The sequence below is a fragment of the Microbacterium sp. Se63.02b genome, from assembly GCF_014171575.1.
Classification (GTDB): domain Bacteria; phylum Actinomycetota; class Actinomycetes; order Actinomycetales; family Microbacteriaceae; genus Microbacterium.
Genome location: NZ_CP050453.1, coordinates 1,994,777 through 2,010,786, shown reverse-complemented (window position 1 = coordinate 2,010,786; position 16,010 = coordinate 1,994,777). Strand labels below are relative to the sequence as shown.

Below are 16,010 nucleotides of genomic sequence, written 5' to 3'. Positions count from 1 at the left end.
GGTCGGTTCGAGGGCTGCCACGGCCGGTCAGGCGCGAGGCGGAGTCTCAGGGTCTGCGCCCGAGTCCTTGGCCGACGTGGGATCCACGGCGGTCGAGTCGGCGCGAGACGCGTCCTCATCCTTCATCGCCTTCATCTCGCCCTTGAAGACGCGGGCGGACTGGCCCATGCTCTTCGCCAGTGCCGGCAGCTTGGCGGCACCGAACAGAAGGAGGATCACGGCGAGCACGATGAGGAGGTGCCAGCCTTGCATTCCAGCGAACATGTCAGGATTCCCGTCGTCGGTGAGCGTTCGGTTCAGTCTACAGATCAATTCTCTGCATCGGGGCGGTGATAGAGCGCGAGTCCCGAAGCGGCCCACTCCCTCGTCGCGCACCGGGCGATGCCCGGATCGAGGACCTCCATCGCGCCGCCGAAACGGCCGGCAAGCCGCTTGATGCCGCGCGGATCCGCAAGATGGAGCTTGGTCGTGACGGCGCCGCCGACGACCTCGATCGTCTCGGTCGGAACGAAGCCGTTCAGCAGCGGAGCAAGACGCTCGGCGACGCGCACCGTGACCTCGCGCTCATCGCTCAGACCGGCGAACGCCTCGGGCACCTGATCACCGCCGTGCGTGATGGGGATGTCGGTCAACGTGGGTTCGCTGACCCTGTCGAGGTGAAATGTCCGCATGGCCTGCCGCATGTGGCACCACCCCTGCAGATACCACTGGCCGTTCGTGATGAGGATCTGCATCGGATCGACGGTGCGGGTCGTCGGAGCGGCATCGGGCGCCTGGTAGGTGAAGGAGATCGCGACGCCCTCATGCAGCCCTCGCGCGACCGCCTCCCGGACCTCATCGACGGCGCTGGGCGCCACGACCACATCGGCGGGGGCATCTGCTGCGCCACGGGACAGCTTCGAGATCAGCCCGGCGACGAGGCCGGAGTCCGAGACCGCCGGCACCGCGGCGACCATCTGCAGACCGGCGAGCAAGGCGGCGGCCTCTCGCGCCGTGAACCGGGGAACGCGGCGGAGCGCGACGTCGTTGGTGATCTCGATCACGTCTTCGAGGTCGAGGAGGTCCCAGTTGATGTCGAACATCTCCTGGGGCTGCTGCCAGTACCCCGCCTCGCCCGGGAGACCGATGACCGTGAGCTTCTCGACCATTCCCCGCATCTCCTGCGGGGTGACTCCGAACTCCTCCGCAGCCTCGGCGAGCGACACCTGACCGTGTTCGAGGAGATACGGCACGAGGGTGAGGTAGAGCCGCACGCGATCCGCCGCGAGAAGTGGCTTCGACTTCGCGTTCATCGTGTGCCCTCCCGATCGGTGTGGGTGTCGACGACGACCCGCAGACGGGCGATCACGGCCTCACGCAGAGCTTCGGGTTCCACGACGCGGACCTCGGGACCGTAGGACGCGAGCTCGTCGGCGAGGATGTGCAGATCGACGAACGCGACGCGGATCCCCTGCGCCGCCGACGTCGCCCGCCTGCCGAGGCGGAGCGCGGCCTCGGTGCCCGGGGTGACCTCCAGCAGCGCGGAGTTCTCGGCAGCGACCCGCTCGAGACCCGCGAGGGCCCTCTCCCCCGCCCCGTCCCTGAGCGCGGAGTCGAAGGGCGTCGAGGTCACCTTGACGTCGCCGACGATGCGACTGAGCAGGAAGGTGCGGTCCTCGTCGACATCCACGTCCACGCCGAACACGTGCCAGCGCGCTTCGTAGTCGAGCAGTGCCAGCGGGCGGATCCTCCGACGTCGAGGGGCGTCCTCTCCCGGCTTCAGATACTCGAACGTGACCACTCTGCATCGTTCGATGGCGTCCTGCAGCGGGGCGAAGGCGGCGTCGCGAGCAGTGATACGGGGCGCGAAGCCGATGATCGGTTCGTCACCGTCGATGCCGAGAGCACGGATCTTGCGGACGCCGGATTGCGCGTCCCCGGAGACCGACTCCGCGCTCCAGACGCTGCCGGCGAGCCGCAGCACTGCCAGCTCGGCCGGAGAGAATTCGATGTCGCTCGGAAGATCGTATTCCGCCTGAGGAATACGATAACGGGCTTCACGCAGATCGTTCGGATCGGCCGCATCCCCGATGGTCTCGATCGGCACCCCGAGAGTCCGCAGCTCGTCCTTGTCGCGCTCAAACATCTTCTCGAGTGCGTCGGACCGCGTTCCGGCGTCCGCGCGCTGGCGGTACCCGGAGACGTTGTCGAGGATCTGCTGCTTCGTGAGCCCGATCTCCGTGGCCATCAGCGCCACGACGAGATTCGTCAGGCGCTCCTCCGCGGGGATCCGGGTGGCCATCACTGCGTCGGCGCCGTGACCGCGCCCAAGATGTCGACAACATAGGCGACGGCGGGACCGGAGTCGCCTGCGGGCGTCACGACCAGGATCTGAGAGCCGACCGTCTTGCCGATGATCGCCTCGGCGACGCTCGGAGCGGACGACAGGTCACCCGTCGGGCCCTGACCCCACGTGCTCGTCACGACCTTCTTGTCGTCCCAGCCGACCGCCATGACGTTCAACAGCGGGACCTGCCCGGTCGCGACCTCTTCGCCCTCACCCTTGATGAGCGTCTGCACGACCTGCTCCTCCGGGGCGGCACTGTCGGGGATGATGACGCCGGGCGTGCCGTCGGGGGCCCGCACGACGGTGGGCATGCCCTTCGCATCATTGAACTGGGGAGCACCCTCCGCACGCGAGAGGAACACATCCACCACGTCGATCACGAACACGACGTTGTCGTCCGCTGACAGTCCGAAACCTTCGAGATTGTTCGCGCCGAAGTCGTCCGGCGTCAGGCCGGCGACGATCCGGGAGCCCGCGGTCGCGCAATCGAAGACCGTCGCGAGCCCCGGCGACTGCGTGGCCCAATAGCCGGCCGTGGAGACCTGACCCTTGGACTCGTCGTACGACGTCGCGAACACCTGCTTGCCCGTCTCCCCGCTGAAGATCGAGATCTCGGCGACGATCGCCTGGTTGTCGTCCACGATCGTCCGCCCATCGCCGACCGTGGCGTCGGCGAAAGCCGATCTCTTCAGATGAAGTGGGCTGAAGACGCTGACATCCGGGGTGGTCCCGACTTCACCGTCGATCGTGACGGCATCGCGGATCTCGGTCGAACCGACACCGCGATCGCAGGTCGCGCTGCTGTCGGGCGCTGCGGCAGCGCACCCGGTCAGAGCGACAACGGCAAGGCTGAGAGAGGCCAGAACGGCGGACGTTTTACGCACGCGCTCCAGTCTATTCCGTCGTGTGCCCGGAATCGCGCGCAGCGGCTGCCAGGCGCCCCCTCCGCGGCTCTCTCCGCCTCCCGCGCCCGCTTGCGCAGGTTCTTGTCGCTGATCTCGCGATCACCGACAGCCCCGGGAGTCCACGCCTCCACGTCCTCGTCGCCATAGCTGCTCTTGGAGGCACGGCGTTTCACCGACGGCGCGACCGCACCAGGTGCGAGCCGCCTCGCGGTGAGCAGGAAGCCGGTGTGGGCGACCATGCGGTGGTCGGGTCGTACCGCGAGTCCTTCCACATGCCAGCCGCGGACCATGGTCTCCGAGGCGTCGGGGTCGGTGAAGAGGCCGGTGCCTCGGATGTACTCGGCGACTCGGGAGAGCTGGGTGGCGGTCGCCACGTAGCAGAGGACGACGCCCCCCGGCGTGAGCGCCTCCGCGACGACGTCGATGCACTCCCACGGGGCGAGCATGTCGAGCACGACGCGATCGACCGAGCCGGCGTCGACCTCCTCCGGGAGTGCGGCGACCTGGTCGCCGACGACCACGCGCCATGTGTCCGGCTGCTCACCGAAGAAGGTCTCGACGTTGCCGCGTGCGACGTCGGCGAACTCCTCGCGTCGCTCGAACGAGATCAGCGACCCCGCCGACCCCACGGCACGCAGGAGCGCGAGCGAGAGTGCACCCGATCCGACTCCGGCTTCGACGACGACGGCTCCGGGGAAGATATCGGCCTGCATCACGATCTGAGCCGCGTCCTTCGGATACACGATCGCCGCGCCGCGGGGCATCGACATCGCGAAGTCCCGCAGCAGCGGACGTAGTGCCAGGTACTCGTGACCCGAGCTGTTGGCGACGACGGAACCATCCGGGAGTCCGATCAGGTCGCGGTGGCGAAGGACCCCCTGGTGCGTGTGGAGTTCGCCGTCCTCGCGCAGAGTGACGGTGTGCAGTCTCCCCTTCGGACCGGTGAGCTGCACACGGTCCCCCGCCCGGAAGGGGCCCCGCGGGCGCTGCGCGGAATCATTCATCGATCGGCTCCTGTCGGGGTGGTCACTCGGTCGAAGAGATCGGTGAGATCTTCAGCGCCTCTCCCGGCGAGGGTGGTCCAGAGCTCGTGCGCTCCCAGGTGGTCCAGCGGCAGGATGTGCGGCACCGCGAGGGTGAGCGCCCCGGAGGCCAGCCCGGCACGGACGCCGGTCGGCGAGTCCTCGATCACGATCGCCTCCGTGATGTCGATGTCGAGGAGCGCGGCACCTTGGAGGTACGGCTCAGGGTGGGGCTTGGGGTTGTCGACGTCGTCACCCGCCACCACGATGTCGAACGCCTCGAACTCGATCAGGTCGACCACGCTCAGCGCCATGCGGCGCAGGGACATCGTCACGAGGCCTGTCGGTATGCCCGCGTCGCGCAGATCGCGCAGCAGCTCTCGTGCTCCCGGCCGGAACGGCACCCCCTGCGTGCGCAGCGAGTCCTGCACGGCATCCGTCAGATGCGACACGATCGCCACGGCGTCCATCGTGACGCCCGCCTTCTGCAGGATGACGGCACTGTCGAGCAGACCGCTGCCCACGAGCTGCAGCGCATCCTCGTGACTCCAGGTTCCGCCGAAAGACTCGACGAGCGCCGTTTCGGCGGCCATCCAATACGGCTCGGTGTCGACGAGGGTTCCGTCCATGTCCCACAGGACTGCGCTGGGCTTTCTGCTCACTGAACCCATGCTAGCCGGGGCACCGCCCGCATCCCGCCGTCGCGGACTAGCCTGGAAGGATCACGTCCGCGATCTCGAAGGGAGCCCTCGATGGATGTTCTCGGTCCGCGCATCGTCATCGCCGCCTTCGACGGCTGGAACGATGCAGGGGAAGCGGCCAGCGGTGCCGTCGAGGCACTCCGTGCCGCATCGGACTACGACCTCGTGCACTCGGTCGATCCCGAGCTGTATTTCGACTACCAGTACACGCGGCCCTCGACCCGTATGGATGCCGAAGGCCGACGTCAGCTGAAATGGCCGGAGGCCGGACTCTGGCGCCCACGCGATCCGGGGCCCGGGCCGGAGTTCTGGTTGCTGACCGGTGCCGAGCCTGCGCGCACCTGGCAGGCGTTCGCCTCTGAATTCATCGATGTCGCGCTCCGCGACGACATCACCGGGTTCGTCACCCTCGGGGCCATGCTCTCCGATGTCCCCCACACCCGCCCGATCTCGATCTTCGCGTCCAGCCAGAACGAGCAGGTTCGTGAAGCCCACGGCCTTGAGCGTTCGCTCTACGAGGGACCGGTCGGGATCCTCACCGTCTTCGAGCACTTCGCCGAGAACGCGGGAATCCCCACGGCGAGTCTGTGGGCGAGCGTGCCGCATTACGTCGCCTCGGCGACGCCCTCCCCGAAAGTGACGCTCGCGCTCCTCGACCGTCTCGAGGAACTCACCGGAGTCGACGTCGACCGCCACGCCCTCCGCACCGAGGCCGCGGCGTGGGAGGCCTCGATCGACGCCGCAGCGTCGGAAGACGAAGACATGGCGGAGTACATCCGTCAGCTGGAACGGACGCGCGACACCTGGGACTCCCCCGAAGCCTCGGGCGACGCCATCGCTCAGGCGTTCGAGCGTTATCTCCGCCGACGCGACGACGGTCCAGGCGACCGCAAGCGCTGAGGAGACCTCATGCTGCGATCACTCCGGTTCCGAGCAGAACCAGCAGCACCGTGCCGAGCAGGATCCGGTAGATCACGAACGGCAGGAAACTCCGCTTCGAGATCCAGTTCATGAAGAACGCGATGACCCCGAGCGCCACGACGAAGGCGATGCCCGTCGCCGCGAGGGTGTCGCCGAATGAGAAGAACGACGGCTCGTCCCAGCTCTTGAACACCTGATAGAAGCCGCTGCCGAACACAGCGGGGATCGCGAGCAGGAAAGCGTAACGGGCGGCAGCGGCGCGCTCGTAGCCGAGGAACAGCCCCATCGTGATGGTCCCGCCCGATCGGGAGACACCCGGGATCAGCGCGAGCGCCTGCGCGAAACCGAAAGCGATGCCGTGGGGGTACGTCAGGTCGTCGAGCTTGCGACGCTTCGCCCCGACATAGTCCGCGACCCCGAGCAGGATGCCGAACACGATCAGCATGATCGCCACGATCCACATCGAGCGGAACACCGTCTCGATCTGGTCCTGGAACAGCAGCCCGAGCACGACGATCGGGATGCTGCCGATGATGATCATCCACCCCATCCGAGCATCCGGGTCGGTGCGCGGCGTCTTTCCGACCAGCGAACGGAACCACTGCGTGATGATGCGCACGATGTCGCGCCAGAAGAACACCACAACGGCGGCCTCGGTGCCGATCTGCGTGATCGCCGTGAAGGCCGCTCCCGGGTCTTCTCCCGAGGGGAGGAAGGTGCCGAGGATGCGCAGATGCGCGCTGGACGAGATCGGGAGGAACTCGGTGAGTCCCTGGACGATGCCCAGGATCAGTGCTTCGAGCAGGTGCATGGAGAGGCCTTCGGTGTCGTGGCAGCGCGGAGCGGTCGCGCTCAGTACGTGCGCAGCAGATCGGCCAGCACACGCTGGCCGAAGACAAGCGATTCTACGGGTACTCGCTCATCGACTCCGTGGAACATGCCTGTGAAGTCGAGGTCGGCCGGGAGACGCAGCGGCGCGAACCCGTAGCCGGTGATCCCCAGCGCGGCCAGCGCCTTGTTGTCGGTTCCCGCCCCGAGAAGGTACGGGATCACGGGGACACCCGGGTCGTGGCGACCGATGCTCGCGACCATGGCCTCGACGAGCTCGCCCTCGAAGGGCGTCTCCATGCCGATGTCGCGGACCACGGTCTGGATCTCGATGTCGTGCCCGACGACGCTCTGCAGCTCCGCGAGCACCTCGTCTTCGGTGCCGGGAATCACCCGGACGTCGATGAGCGCCTCGGCGCGCTCCGGGATCACGTTGTGCTTGTACCCCGCAGTCAGAGCCGTCGGGTTCGTCGTGGTGCGGAACGAGGAGCGCAGGAACGCCTCCGCGGGGCCGGCAGCGGACGCGAGAGCGTCAGGATCATCGGTGCTGCGGCCGCTGAGCGTGCGGAGTCCCTCGAGGAGAGCCTCGGTGGTGGGCGTGAGCCGGAGGGGCCAGCGGGTCCGCCCGATCGCCGCGACGGCCTCAGCCAGTCGCGTCACCGCGTTGTCCTCGTGCAGACGGCTCCCATGTCCGGCGCGCCCCCGCGCGACCAGTCGGATCCAGATCAGCGCCTTCTCTCCCACCTGGAGCAGGTACGCGCGTCTGTCGTCGACCGTGATCGAGTATCCGCCGACCTCGCTGATCGCGGCTGTGGCGCCGGCGAACCACTCCGGACGCTGCTGGACGACGAGCGCCGATCCCTCGACACCGCCGTTCTCCTCATCGGCGAAGAACGCCAGGATCAGGTCTCTCTCCGGCTGCTCCCCCGCGCGGAGGATCTCCGCCACGGCAGTGAGGATCATCGCGTTCATGTTCTTCATGTCGACGGCGCCACGCCCCCAGAGCATCCCATCGGCCACGGTGCCGGCGAATGGATCGACGCTCCAATCCTCCGCCATGGCGGGCACGACGTCGAGGTGTCCATGCACGACGAGCGCCGGCTTGTCACGATCACGGCCGGTCACGCGTGCCATCACGTTGGTGCGGCGCGGGATCGGCTCGAAGTACTCGACCACGAGACCGAGTCCTTCCAGGTAGGCACCGACGTACTCCGCCGCCTCGCGCTCCCCCTTGGCGTTCCCGCCGCCGAAGTTGGAGGTGTCGAATCGGATGAGGTCGCTCGCGATGCGCGCGACCTCCGGCAGCAGGGGATCGATCATGTGCCCCAGGCTATCGAAACCGGACGCCACGCCCGGGCGTATGGCTCGGTTCGAGAGGCTGCTGAGGACGTGGTAATGTCATTCTTCGGTCGGCAACGATCATCCAACACCTGCGCGGGTGGCGGAATGGTAGACGCGCTACGTTGAGGTCGTAGTGCCCGTAAGGGCGTGGGGGTTCAAGTCCCCCTCCGCGCACAGGTAATGAGAAGGCCCCGGATCTGAGGATCCGGGGCCTTCTCTGTCGTGTCCGTCGGGGTCGGTCCTCCGCGAGGACCGACCCCGACGGCATCACACTGCGCCGACGCCGAAGAGCAACCCGAGGGCGTAGGTGATGGCGGCGGCGCCGAATCCGATCGCGAGTTGCCGGAGAGCACGGCGCAGTGGCGGACCGCCCGAGAGGACGCCCACCATCGCGCCCGTGCTCAGGAGGGCGACGCCGACGAGCACGAGCGCGACGATGATCGCCGTCGCCCCTGAAGGCCGAAGATCCAGGGCAGAACGGGGATGATCGCCCCGGACGCGAACAGCAGGAAGCTCGAGATCGCCGCCGTCCAGTCGCTGCCGACGATCTCATGGTCGTCGCCGCCCTGGATGTCGACGGGCCCCGTCGCTGCGCGCCGGACCCCGGCGCGGGCCGCGGTCACGATCCGCCGAGCGCGGGCAAGGGACTCCTCCTGCGCCATCCCGCGCGCTCGGTAGACGAGCGCGAGTTCGTTCTCATCGATGTCGAGATCCCCGGCCGCGGCCGCCGCATCCTCATTCGCCTCGGTTGCGGCGAGCAGCTCCCGTTGGGACCGCACCGAGACGAACTCGCCGGCCCCATGGAGAGCGCACCCGCGAGGAGTCCTGCGATGCCGCTGAACAGGACGAACCCGGAACTGACCCCGGTGGCACCGATCCCGAGGACCAGCGCGAGGTTGCTGACGAGCCCGTCATTGGCGCCGAACACCGCCGCGCGGAATGATCCGGAGAGCCGTCTCCGTCCCCGCGCGGCGAGGCCGCGCACGACCTCGTGGTGGACCTTCTCGTCAGCCCGCATCGCCGGCGTCGCGTACTGTTCCGCGTCGTATGGGGAGCGCGCCTCTGCGCTCTGGGCGAGCGCGAGAACGAAGATCGAACCGAACCGACCCGCCATCCACGCCAGCATGCGCGAGCGGATCCCCGCCCGGGAAGCCGTGCGGGTTCCGTGCCGAGGAGGTCGAGCCAGTGCTGCTCGTGTCGGCGCTCGGCATCGGCGAGGCTGAGCAGGATCTGGCGTTCCTCTCCCTCTCGGCGCATGGCGAGGTTCTGGTACACCGCACCCTCGGCGCGCTCCTCGACAAGGTAGCGGGCCCAGCGGCGGCGATCGGCGGGCGTGGGGGCGGCAGCGGGCGCTGTCATGGGTCCTCCCGGAGATGATGGTGCCCGATGCGCGGGCAACCGTTCCACGCTATCCGCGGACGACGACGTGAGCCCTGCTCCGACGCGGATTGACAGCATTTCGGGAATCCGAAGCGGGACATCGAAAAGGCGCCCGTGCGGCGTAGGTTCCCGCGCTCAGGAGCGGACGCGCTTGCGCAGGACCTCGATGCGCGACTGCAACTGCGTCACGGTCGCCTGAGCCACCGCGGGTCCTCCACAGATGCGTCGCAGCTCGGCGTGCACCGCTCCGTGGGGCTCGCCGCGCTGTCGTGCATAGAGCCCCACGAGGCTGTTCAACAGCTGGCGCTGCTCCTTGAGCGTGCGGTGCAGCGGCGGCGGCAAGGTGGTCGACTCCGTCGGTCCCGCCGAAGCCTCCCTCGCCTCGCGCAGGCGGGATTGGCGACTCTGACGTTGCATGAGAAGCTCGTGCACGTGCTCGGGCTCGAGCAGGCCGGGGAAGCCGATGAACTCCTCCTCCTCGGGGGTGCCCGGCTCCGCCAGCTGTCCGAACTCCTGACCTTCGAACACGACGCGATCGAAATGCGCGACGGACGAGAGCGCCTGATAACTGAACTCCTGCGTCAGCGCGTCGGAGGTCTCCTCCTCGCGGTTCGCGCTCTCCAGCAACGAGTCGTCGAGCCCGTCGTCTTCCTTCGACTGCCGGTCGAGAGCGTGGTCGCGCTGCTTGTCCATCTCGTTCGCGAGACCCATGAGAACCGGCACCTGCGGCAGGAACACACTGGCTGCTTCTCCGCGCCGTCGTGCCCGCACGAATCGGCCGATGGCCTGCGCGAAGAACAGAGGGGTGGACGACGATGTGGCGTACACCCCGACAGCGAGCCGTGGCACGTCGACGCCCTCTGACACCATGCGGACGGCCACCATCCACCGGGCATCGCTCGCGCTGAACTTCTCGATGCGCTCCGAGGCCGTCGCGTCGTCGGACAACACGACCGTCGGCTGCTGGCGAGTGATGCTGTGGAGGATCTTGGCATAGGCGCGAGCGACCGTCTGATCGGTGGCGAGCACGAGGCCGCCGGCGTCCGGGACGTGGTGACGGATCTCGGTCAGGCGACGATCGGCCGCCGACAGCACGGCGGGCATCCAGTCGCCCTCGGGATCGAGTGCCGTCCGCCACGCCTGAGACGTGACGTCCTTGGTGTTGTCTTGACCCAGATGAGTCTCGAGCTCATCACCCGTCGTCGTGCGCCAGCGCATCTTGCCTGCGTACATGTGGAACAGCACGGGACGCACGACGCCGTCGGCCAGTGCCCGCCCGTATCCGTAGTTGTAGTCGGTGCGCGAGATGCGCGCACCCGACTCGTCGGGGTGGTACTCGACGAACGGGATCGGCGCGGTGTCACTGCGGAACGGGGTGCCCGACAACAGCAGACGCCGCTTCGCGGGCCCATAGGCGTCGCGGATGGCGTCGCCCCAGCTCAGCGCGTCTCCGCCGTGGTGCACCTCGTCGAGGATCACGAGGGTCTGCGCATCCTCGGTGAGATGCCGGTGCACCGAGGACTTCGCCGCGACCTGCGCGTAGGTGACGACTGCTCCGTGATAGTGCCGTGCCGGAGCCCAATCGCTGTTGCGGAAACGAGGATCGAGGCGGATGTGCACTCGCGCAGCGGCGTCGGCCCACTGGGTCTTGAGGTGTTCGGTCGGCGCCACCACGATGATGCGATTGACCTCGCCGATGCGCATCAGCTCGACGGCGAGGGTCAGCGCGAACGTCGTCTTGCCTGCACCGGGCGTCGCGGCGACGAGGAAGTCCCGCTGATCGTCGCGGAAGTACTGTTCCAGCGCCTCCTGCTGCCAGGCACGCAACTTGCTCGCGGTTCCCCAGGGGGCACGTTGAGGAAAGGACGGAGAGAGCATCGAGTCAACGATAATCGGTGCCGGCGACACCGGCTCACCCGCCACGACTCCCCCGCGCGCCCCTCCCTCGTGTGCGCCGCTGCGGGTAGGCTCTGTCACTGCGTCGCGGCCACCGCCGTGCGCGCACGTTCGCGAAGGAGAGCTGGATGACCGACCAGGATTCGACTCGGACCCCGTACGTACCGAACGAGAGCGCACACCCGTGGCGCCGATTCGTCGCGGTCGGCGACTCGTTCACCGAGGGCATCGGCGACCCCGATCCCGCCAACCCGGGGAACCACAGGGGCTGGGCCGATCGTGTTGCGGAAGTCCTCGCCTCTCAGGTCGACGATTTCGCCTACGCCAACCTCGCCGTCAGGGGCAAGCTGATCGCGCAGATCGTCGCAGACCAGATCGAGCCTGCCGTCGCCCTGCGACCGGACCTCGTGTCGATCTGCGCGGGTGGAAACGACGTGATCCGACCGGGGACCGACCCCGATGCGATCGCGAGCCAACTCGAAGACGCCGTGGCGCGGCTGTCATCGACAGGGGCCGCCGTTCTGCTCTTCACCGGAATCGACACCGGTTTCACACCCGTGTTCCGTGCATTCCGAGGCAAGGTCGCCATCTACAACGAGAACGTCCGCGCCATCGCAGAGCGCCACGACTGCATCGTCGCGGACCAGTGGGCGCTCAAGGTCGTGCAGGACATGAGGTTCTTCGACGACGACCGACTCCATTACAACGCGCTCGGTCACCATGAAGTCGCCCGGATGGTGCTCCGTGCCTTGAACGTTCCGAACGACCTCGAAGCGATGCAGCCGGAACCGCTCCCCCTGCGCACCTGGAGAGAAGCACGGTCGGAGGACCTCGGCTGGGCGCGCGAGCACCTGGTGCCGTGGGTTCTGCGCCGACTGCGCCACCAGTCGTCTGGTGACAACGTGATGGCGAAGCGCCCAGACCCCTCGCCGATCATCCTGCCGGGCAGGGACTGAGAGCGTCAGCGCCGCACAGCCCAGAGCGCGACGGCCGCGGCTGACGCGACGTTCAACGAATCGACGCCACCGAACATCGGGATGGTGACGACCGTGTCCGCGCTGTCGATGGCCGTGCGGGAGAGGCCGTCACCCTCTGAGCCCATGACGAGCGCGACGCGATCCGGACGGTCGGCGACGTAGGCGTCGAGCGTCACGGCGTCATCGCTCAACGCGAGTGCGGCGATGTCGAACCCGGCATCGTGCAGGTCAGCGATCGCGGCCTCCCAGTCGACGATGCGGGTCCACGGCACCTGGAAGACGGTTCCCATGCTCACGCGAACGCTCCGTCGATACAGCGGATCCGCTCCCCGAGGCGCGACCAGGACGGCATCCGCACCGAGTCCCGCCGCCGCACGGAACGCCGCTCCGACGTTCGTGTGGTCGCCGATGTTCTCGAGGATCAGGACGACCGATGCTCCCTCGATGACGTCGCGCACGCTCGGGAGCTCCGGCCGATGCATCGATGCAATCGTCCCGCGGTGAACCGCGAAGCCCGTCACCGCCTCCGCCACCTCGTCGGGGACGACGTACACGGGCACGTCGAGCTCACCGACGATGGCGCCGATCTCGTCCACGCGACGCTCCTGAACCAGAACCGAGCGCGGCAGATGGCCTGCCGCGACAGCGCGGGCGATGACCTTGGTCGACTCGGCGATGTAGAGTCCGCGTCCAGGGTCTCCGAGCGATCGCAGCGCGACGTCGGTGAGTCCGCGATAGTCGTCGAGGCGTCGGTCCGCGGCATCGGTCACAGTCTGCAGGTGCACGGCATCCACTCTGCCACCGGCTCGACGGTGCCGCGACCGCGCATGACGGCGATGAAGGCCGGCCTCGCCGCCACGCCGTAGACTCGCTCGAGGAGGTCCTGTGAGCGTGTCGAACACTGCTGAGCTGTCGGGCACCATCGCCCATGCCGCCGAGCTGCTGCGAGAGAAGCGCATCGCCCTGCTGACCGGCGCCGGGATCTCGACGGACTCCGGCATTCCCGCCTATCGCGGAGCAGGTGCACGCACGCGCAGCGATCCGATGACCATCCAGACATACCTGGGCGACGAGGCGGCTCGCAGACGCTACTGGGTCGGTGGACATCTCGGGTGGCGGGCATTCGCTCAGGCGGCTCCGAACGCCGGTCACATCGCCCTCGCCGAGCTCGAAGCGACGGGACGAGTATCGGGAGTCATCACCCAGAACGTCGACGGCTTGCATCTCCGCGCCGGCAGCTCTCACGTGATCGAGGTGCACGGCACGATGCGTCGGGTGCTGTGTCTCCAGTGCGGACAGGTCTTCGACCGCCGTGATGTGGCGGTGCAGATCGAGGAGCTCAATCCCTGGATCACCGTTCCCGAGAACGTGGCCCTCGCTCCGGACGGCGATGTCCTCCCCGAGACCACGGATGGCTTCGTGGTCCCCGTGTGCACCGTGTGCGGCGGGATGCTGAAGCCCGACGTCGTCTTCTTCGGCGAATACGTCCCTCAGGATCGGTTCCGTGCGGCCGAGTCACTGCTCCGCTCCAGCTCGGCGCTCATCGTCGCGGGCTCATCGCTCGTGGTGAACTCCGGCGTGCGTCTGGTCGAGCGCGCACGTCGCCGCAACATCCCACTGATCATCGTCAACCACGAGCCGACGCGCGCGGATGCCTGGGCGGATGTCACCATCGCCGCAGGCACCAGCCATGTGCTCCCCGCCCTTCAGGAACTGCTCACGTGACACATCTCACTCTCGTCCGCCACGGTCAGACCGACTGGAACCTCGCTCGCCGCATCCAGGGGTCCACCGACATCCCGCTGAACGCGACCGGTCGCGAAGACGCTGCACGGGCTGCGGAGCAGCTCGCCACGAGCACCCATCACGCCGTGTACACGAGTCCGCTGCTGCGCGCGCGAGAGACCGCGGAGATCATCGCCGACCGGTTGGGCCTCGAGGTCGCCGGTGTGGTCCCGGACATCCGCGAACGAGAGTTCGGCGAAGGTGAAGGCATGCTCGTCGAGGACTACATCGGCGCGTACGGCGACTGGCACGCCGAGGTCGCCGGCGCGGAGACCCTGCAGCAGGTCGGAGAGCGCGCGATCGCCGCGCTGCATGCGATCGCCCGGCAGGCACGTCGGCGGTCGGCCCCCGAGCGGAATCCGTCCTCGTGGTCGCGCACGGAGGCGTTATCCGCGCAGTCATCGACCATGTCTCCGGGGGCACGCTCCCTCGAGAGGGCGACGTGCTGCGCAACGGATCGGTTCATCGCTTCGTGGCGACCCCGGGCTATCTGCGGCTGCTCGAGGAGTCACCCGTCGGCTGACACCTCCGGCCGGCGCACCAGCCCGCTCTGCTGACGGCGAACCCTGCCGAGAATCGAGCCACGACGGCATATCGTCGATGCCATGAACGGCGACGCGTTGACGGAGTGGCTTCGACTCGACGCTCATCCCCTCGCCGGCGAAGACCCCGAGGATGTCTCCGACACCGCTCTGGCGCCGGTGCTCGACATCATCGGCGACAGCCGTGTGGTCGCCCTCGGCGAATCCATGCACCGCACACACGAGTTTCCGGCATGGCGTCGGCGCCTGTTCCGATTCCTCGTCGAGAACGCGGGGTTCTCAGCGATGGTCATCGAGAGCGGGTTCCCGGAAGGCGCCCTCGTTGACCGATGGGTGTCGTCCGGGACGGGGTCGCTCCGACGCGCCCTCACAGAGGGGATCACGTATCACTTCGGCAAATGCCAGGAGGCGCTCGACCTCGTCGTCTGGATGCGCGAACACAACGCCACTGCGGTCGCTCCGCTGCACTTCTACGGCATGGACATCCCTGATTCGGCCGCCTCTCCCCTGCCGGCGCTCACCACCGTCGCCGACGCCCTCGACGGCATGGATCCCGCGTACGCCGAACACCTGCGCCGCACGCTCATCGCGGCGCACGACTTCCTCCCCTCCGACCGTTCAGGGCTCGCGCGCGCCGCCCCCGCGATCCACAGCTATCTGGCTCTCGACGCACCACGGCGTCACGCCATCACGGCGGGAATCGCCGCCCTCGTCGAGCGGCTACGAGCGCGCCGCACCGACTACCTCGCCGACGGCGCCGAGGCAGACACCGTCGATCACATGATCCGTGTGGCGGAGACCGCACGGGGTGCGGATGCGTTCCTTTCCGCCATGCTCGACGGGGCGACCCGCACCTGGCCTGCGGCGAACATCCGCGACCTCACCATGGCCGATACCGTGCAGTGGATCCTGGAGAGGGAGAAGCGGATTCTCGTTTTCGGCGCGAACGGACACGTGCGCAAGACGTCCTACCTGGCGCCGCCCTTCGTGACGCAGCCCCTGGCTACGGTCGGCACGCACCTGCATGCCCGTCTGGGCGACGACTACACCGTGATCGGCACCACGTTCGGCGAGGGGGAGGTCTGGTTGCACAGCCCATCGCCCGATGACCTTCCCGGGCACTCGACGCCGTTCCTCCAGGAGCTCGGCACCCTCCGTCCGGAGAGCCTCGACGCGCATCTCGCGGGATCCGGACTCGGTGCCTTCCTCGTGGATCTGCGAAGAGCATCCCCCGCGGCTTCGGCAATCCTCGACCGGGTCCACGGAACGCACAACGGACCGGAGCTGGAACCGGCCGACATCAGGCGATCGTTCGATGCGGTTCTGCACGTCGAACGTGTCTCCCCGTGGCACACGTGGATAGACGAGCGCGGACGCTGGAGCTGA

At 68.0% G+C, this 16,010-nt stretch carries 15 protein-coding genes, 1 tRNA gene and 1 pseudogene; 6 read left to right on the top strand and 11 right to left on the bottom strand.

The annotated features are described in order from the left end of the window. Positions 1-27: 27 nt before the first annotated feature. Genes tatA through G4G29_RS09870 form a run of 6 tightly spaced genes read right to left on the bottom strand, consistent with a single transcriptional unit; the run spans position 28 to position 4,915 of the window. Complete coding sequence (gene tatA, locus G4G29_RS09895) at positions 28-264, bottom strand: twin-arginine translocase TatA/TatE family subunit (RefSeq protein WP_183152684.1); 237 nt, start codon at positions 262-264, stop codon at positions 28-30. 44 nt (positions 265-308) lie between these two features. After that, positions 309-1,292 carry a WYL domain-containing protein gene (locus G4G29_RS09890; protein ID WP_183152683.1) on the bottom strand — a complete coding sequence of 328 codons (984 nt, stop codon included), beginning with the start codon at positions 1,290-1,292 and terminating at the stop codon, positions 309-311. After that, positions 1,289-2,281: a WYL domain-containing protein gene (locus G4G29_RS09885; protein ID WP_183152682.1), complete on the bottom strand. Its 993-nt coding sequence runs from the start codon at positions 2,279-2,281 to the stop codon at positions 1,289-1,291. Before G4G29_RS09885 ends, G4G29_RS09890 begins: the two co-directional genes overlap by 4 nt. Beyond that, positions 2,281-3,210, bottom strand: coding sequence for a hypothetical protein (locus tag G4G29_RS09880; RefSeq protein WP_183152681.1), 930 nt, complete (start codon positions 3,208-3,210; stop codon positions 2,281-2,283). The genes G4G29_RS09885 and G4G29_RS09880 overlap by 1 nt, the downstream gene beginning before the upstream one ends. Continuing rightward, positions 3,156-4,235: a tRNA (adenine-N1)-methyltransferase gene (locus G4G29_RS09875; protein WP_183152680.1), complete on the bottom strand. Its 1,080-nt coding sequence runs from the start codon at positions 4,233-4,235 to the stop codon at positions 3,156-3,158. Before G4G29_RS09875 ends, G4G29_RS09880 begins: the two co-directional genes overlap by 55 nt. After that, positions 4,232-4,915 carry an HAD family phosphatase gene (locus tag G4G29_RS09870; protein ID WP_258567207.1) on the bottom strand — a complete coding sequence of 228 codons (684 nt, stop codon included), beginning with the start codon at positions 4,913-4,915 and terminating at the stop codon, positions 4,232-4,234. The genes G4G29_RS09875 and G4G29_RS09870 overlap by 4 nt, the downstream gene beginning before the upstream one ends. A 90-nt stretch (positions 4,916-5,005) precedes the next feature. Between G4G29_RS09870 and G4G29_RS09865 the strand changes: the two genes are divergently transcribed. Beyond that, positions 5,006-5,854: a PAC2 family protein gene (locus tag G4G29_RS09865; protein ID WP_183152679.1), complete on the top strand. Its 849-nt coding sequence runs from the start codon at positions 5,006-5,008 to the stop codon at positions 5,852-5,854. Positions 5,855-5,861: 7 nt separating this feature from the next. Here G4G29_RS09865 and G4G29_RS09860 read toward each other — a convergent pair whose 3' ends face one another. Beyond that, entirely contained in the window at positions 5,862-6,686 is an 825-nt protein-coding gene (locus G4G29_RS09860; RefSeq protein WP_183152678.1) for an undecaprenyl-diphosphate phosphatase, read from the bottom strand. A 41-nt stretch (positions 6,687-6,727) separates the two neighbouring features. Further along, positions 6,728-8,023 (bottom strand): M20/M25/M40 family metallo-hydrolase, encoded by a 1,296-nt coding sequence (locus tag G4G29_RS09855; protein WP_183152677.1) that lies wholly within the window; start codon positions 8,021-8,023, stop codon positions 6,728-6,730. 112 nt (positions 8,024-8,135) lie between these two features. Here G4G29_RS09855 and G4G29_RS09850 point away from each other — a divergent pair. Further along, a tRNA-Leu gene (locus tag G4G29_RS09850) sits at positions 8,136-8,218 on the top strand. A 93-nt stretch (positions 8,219-8,311) separates the two neighbouring features. Here the strand turns inward: G4G29_RS09850 and G4G29_RS09845 are convergent. Beyond that, positions 8,312-9,403: pseudogene (locus G4G29_RS09845) on the bottom strand (VIT1/CCC1 family protein). Between the two features lie 156 nt (positions 9,404-9,559). After that, entirely contained in the window at positions 9,560-11,302 is a 1,743-nt protein-coding gene (locus G4G29_RS09840; RefSeq protein ID WP_183152676.1) for a DEAD/DEAH box helicase, read from the bottom strand. A gap of 146 nt (positions 11,303-11,448) precedes the next feature. Here G4G29_RS09840 and G4G29_RS09835 point away from each other — a divergent pair, with 146 nt between their 5' ends. After that, the gene (locus G4G29_RS09835) at positions 11,449-12,276 is read left to right on the top strand and encodes an SGNH/GDSL hydrolase family protein (protein ID WP_183152675.1); all 828 of its coding nucleotides are present in this window, start codon (positions 11,449-11,451) and stop codon (positions 12,274-12,276) included. 5 nt (positions 12,277-12,281) lie between these two features. Here G4G29_RS09835 and G4G29_RS09830 read toward each other — a convergent pair whose 3' ends face one another. Next, positions 12,282-13,082, bottom strand: a complete 801-nt coding sequence (locus G4G29_RS09830; protein WP_244632566.1) for an RNA methyltransferase — start codon at positions 13,080-13,082, stop codon at positions 12,282-12,284. Positions 13,083-13,182: 100 nt separating this feature from the next. On the opposite strand from G4G29_RS09830, the gene G4G29_RS09825 reads away from it, so the two are divergent. From G4G29_RS09825 to G4G29_RS09815, 3 genes are read left to right on the top strand one after another with little or no spacing between them, the layout of a single operon-like run. Continuing rightward, complete coding sequence (locus G4G29_RS09825; RefSeq protein ID WP_183152673.1) at positions 13,183-14,022, top strand: Sir2 family NAD-dependent protein deacetylase; 840 nt, start codon at positions 13,183-13,185, stop codon at positions 14,020-14,022. After that, the gene (locus G4G29_RS23985) at positions 14,019-14,639 is read left to right on the top strand and encodes a histidine phosphatase family protein (RefSeq protein WP_345941177.1); all 621 of its coding nucleotides are present in this window, start codon (positions 14,019-14,021) and stop codon (positions 14,637-14,639) included. The genes G4G29_RS09825 and G4G29_RS23985 overlap by 4 nt, the downstream gene beginning before the upstream one ends. Positions 14,640-14,687: 48 nt before the next feature. Then, positions 14,688-16,010, top strand: coding sequence for an erythromycin esterase family protein (locus G4G29_RS09815; protein ID WP_183152672.1), 1,323 nt, complete (start codon positions 14,688-14,690; stop codon positions 16,008-16,010).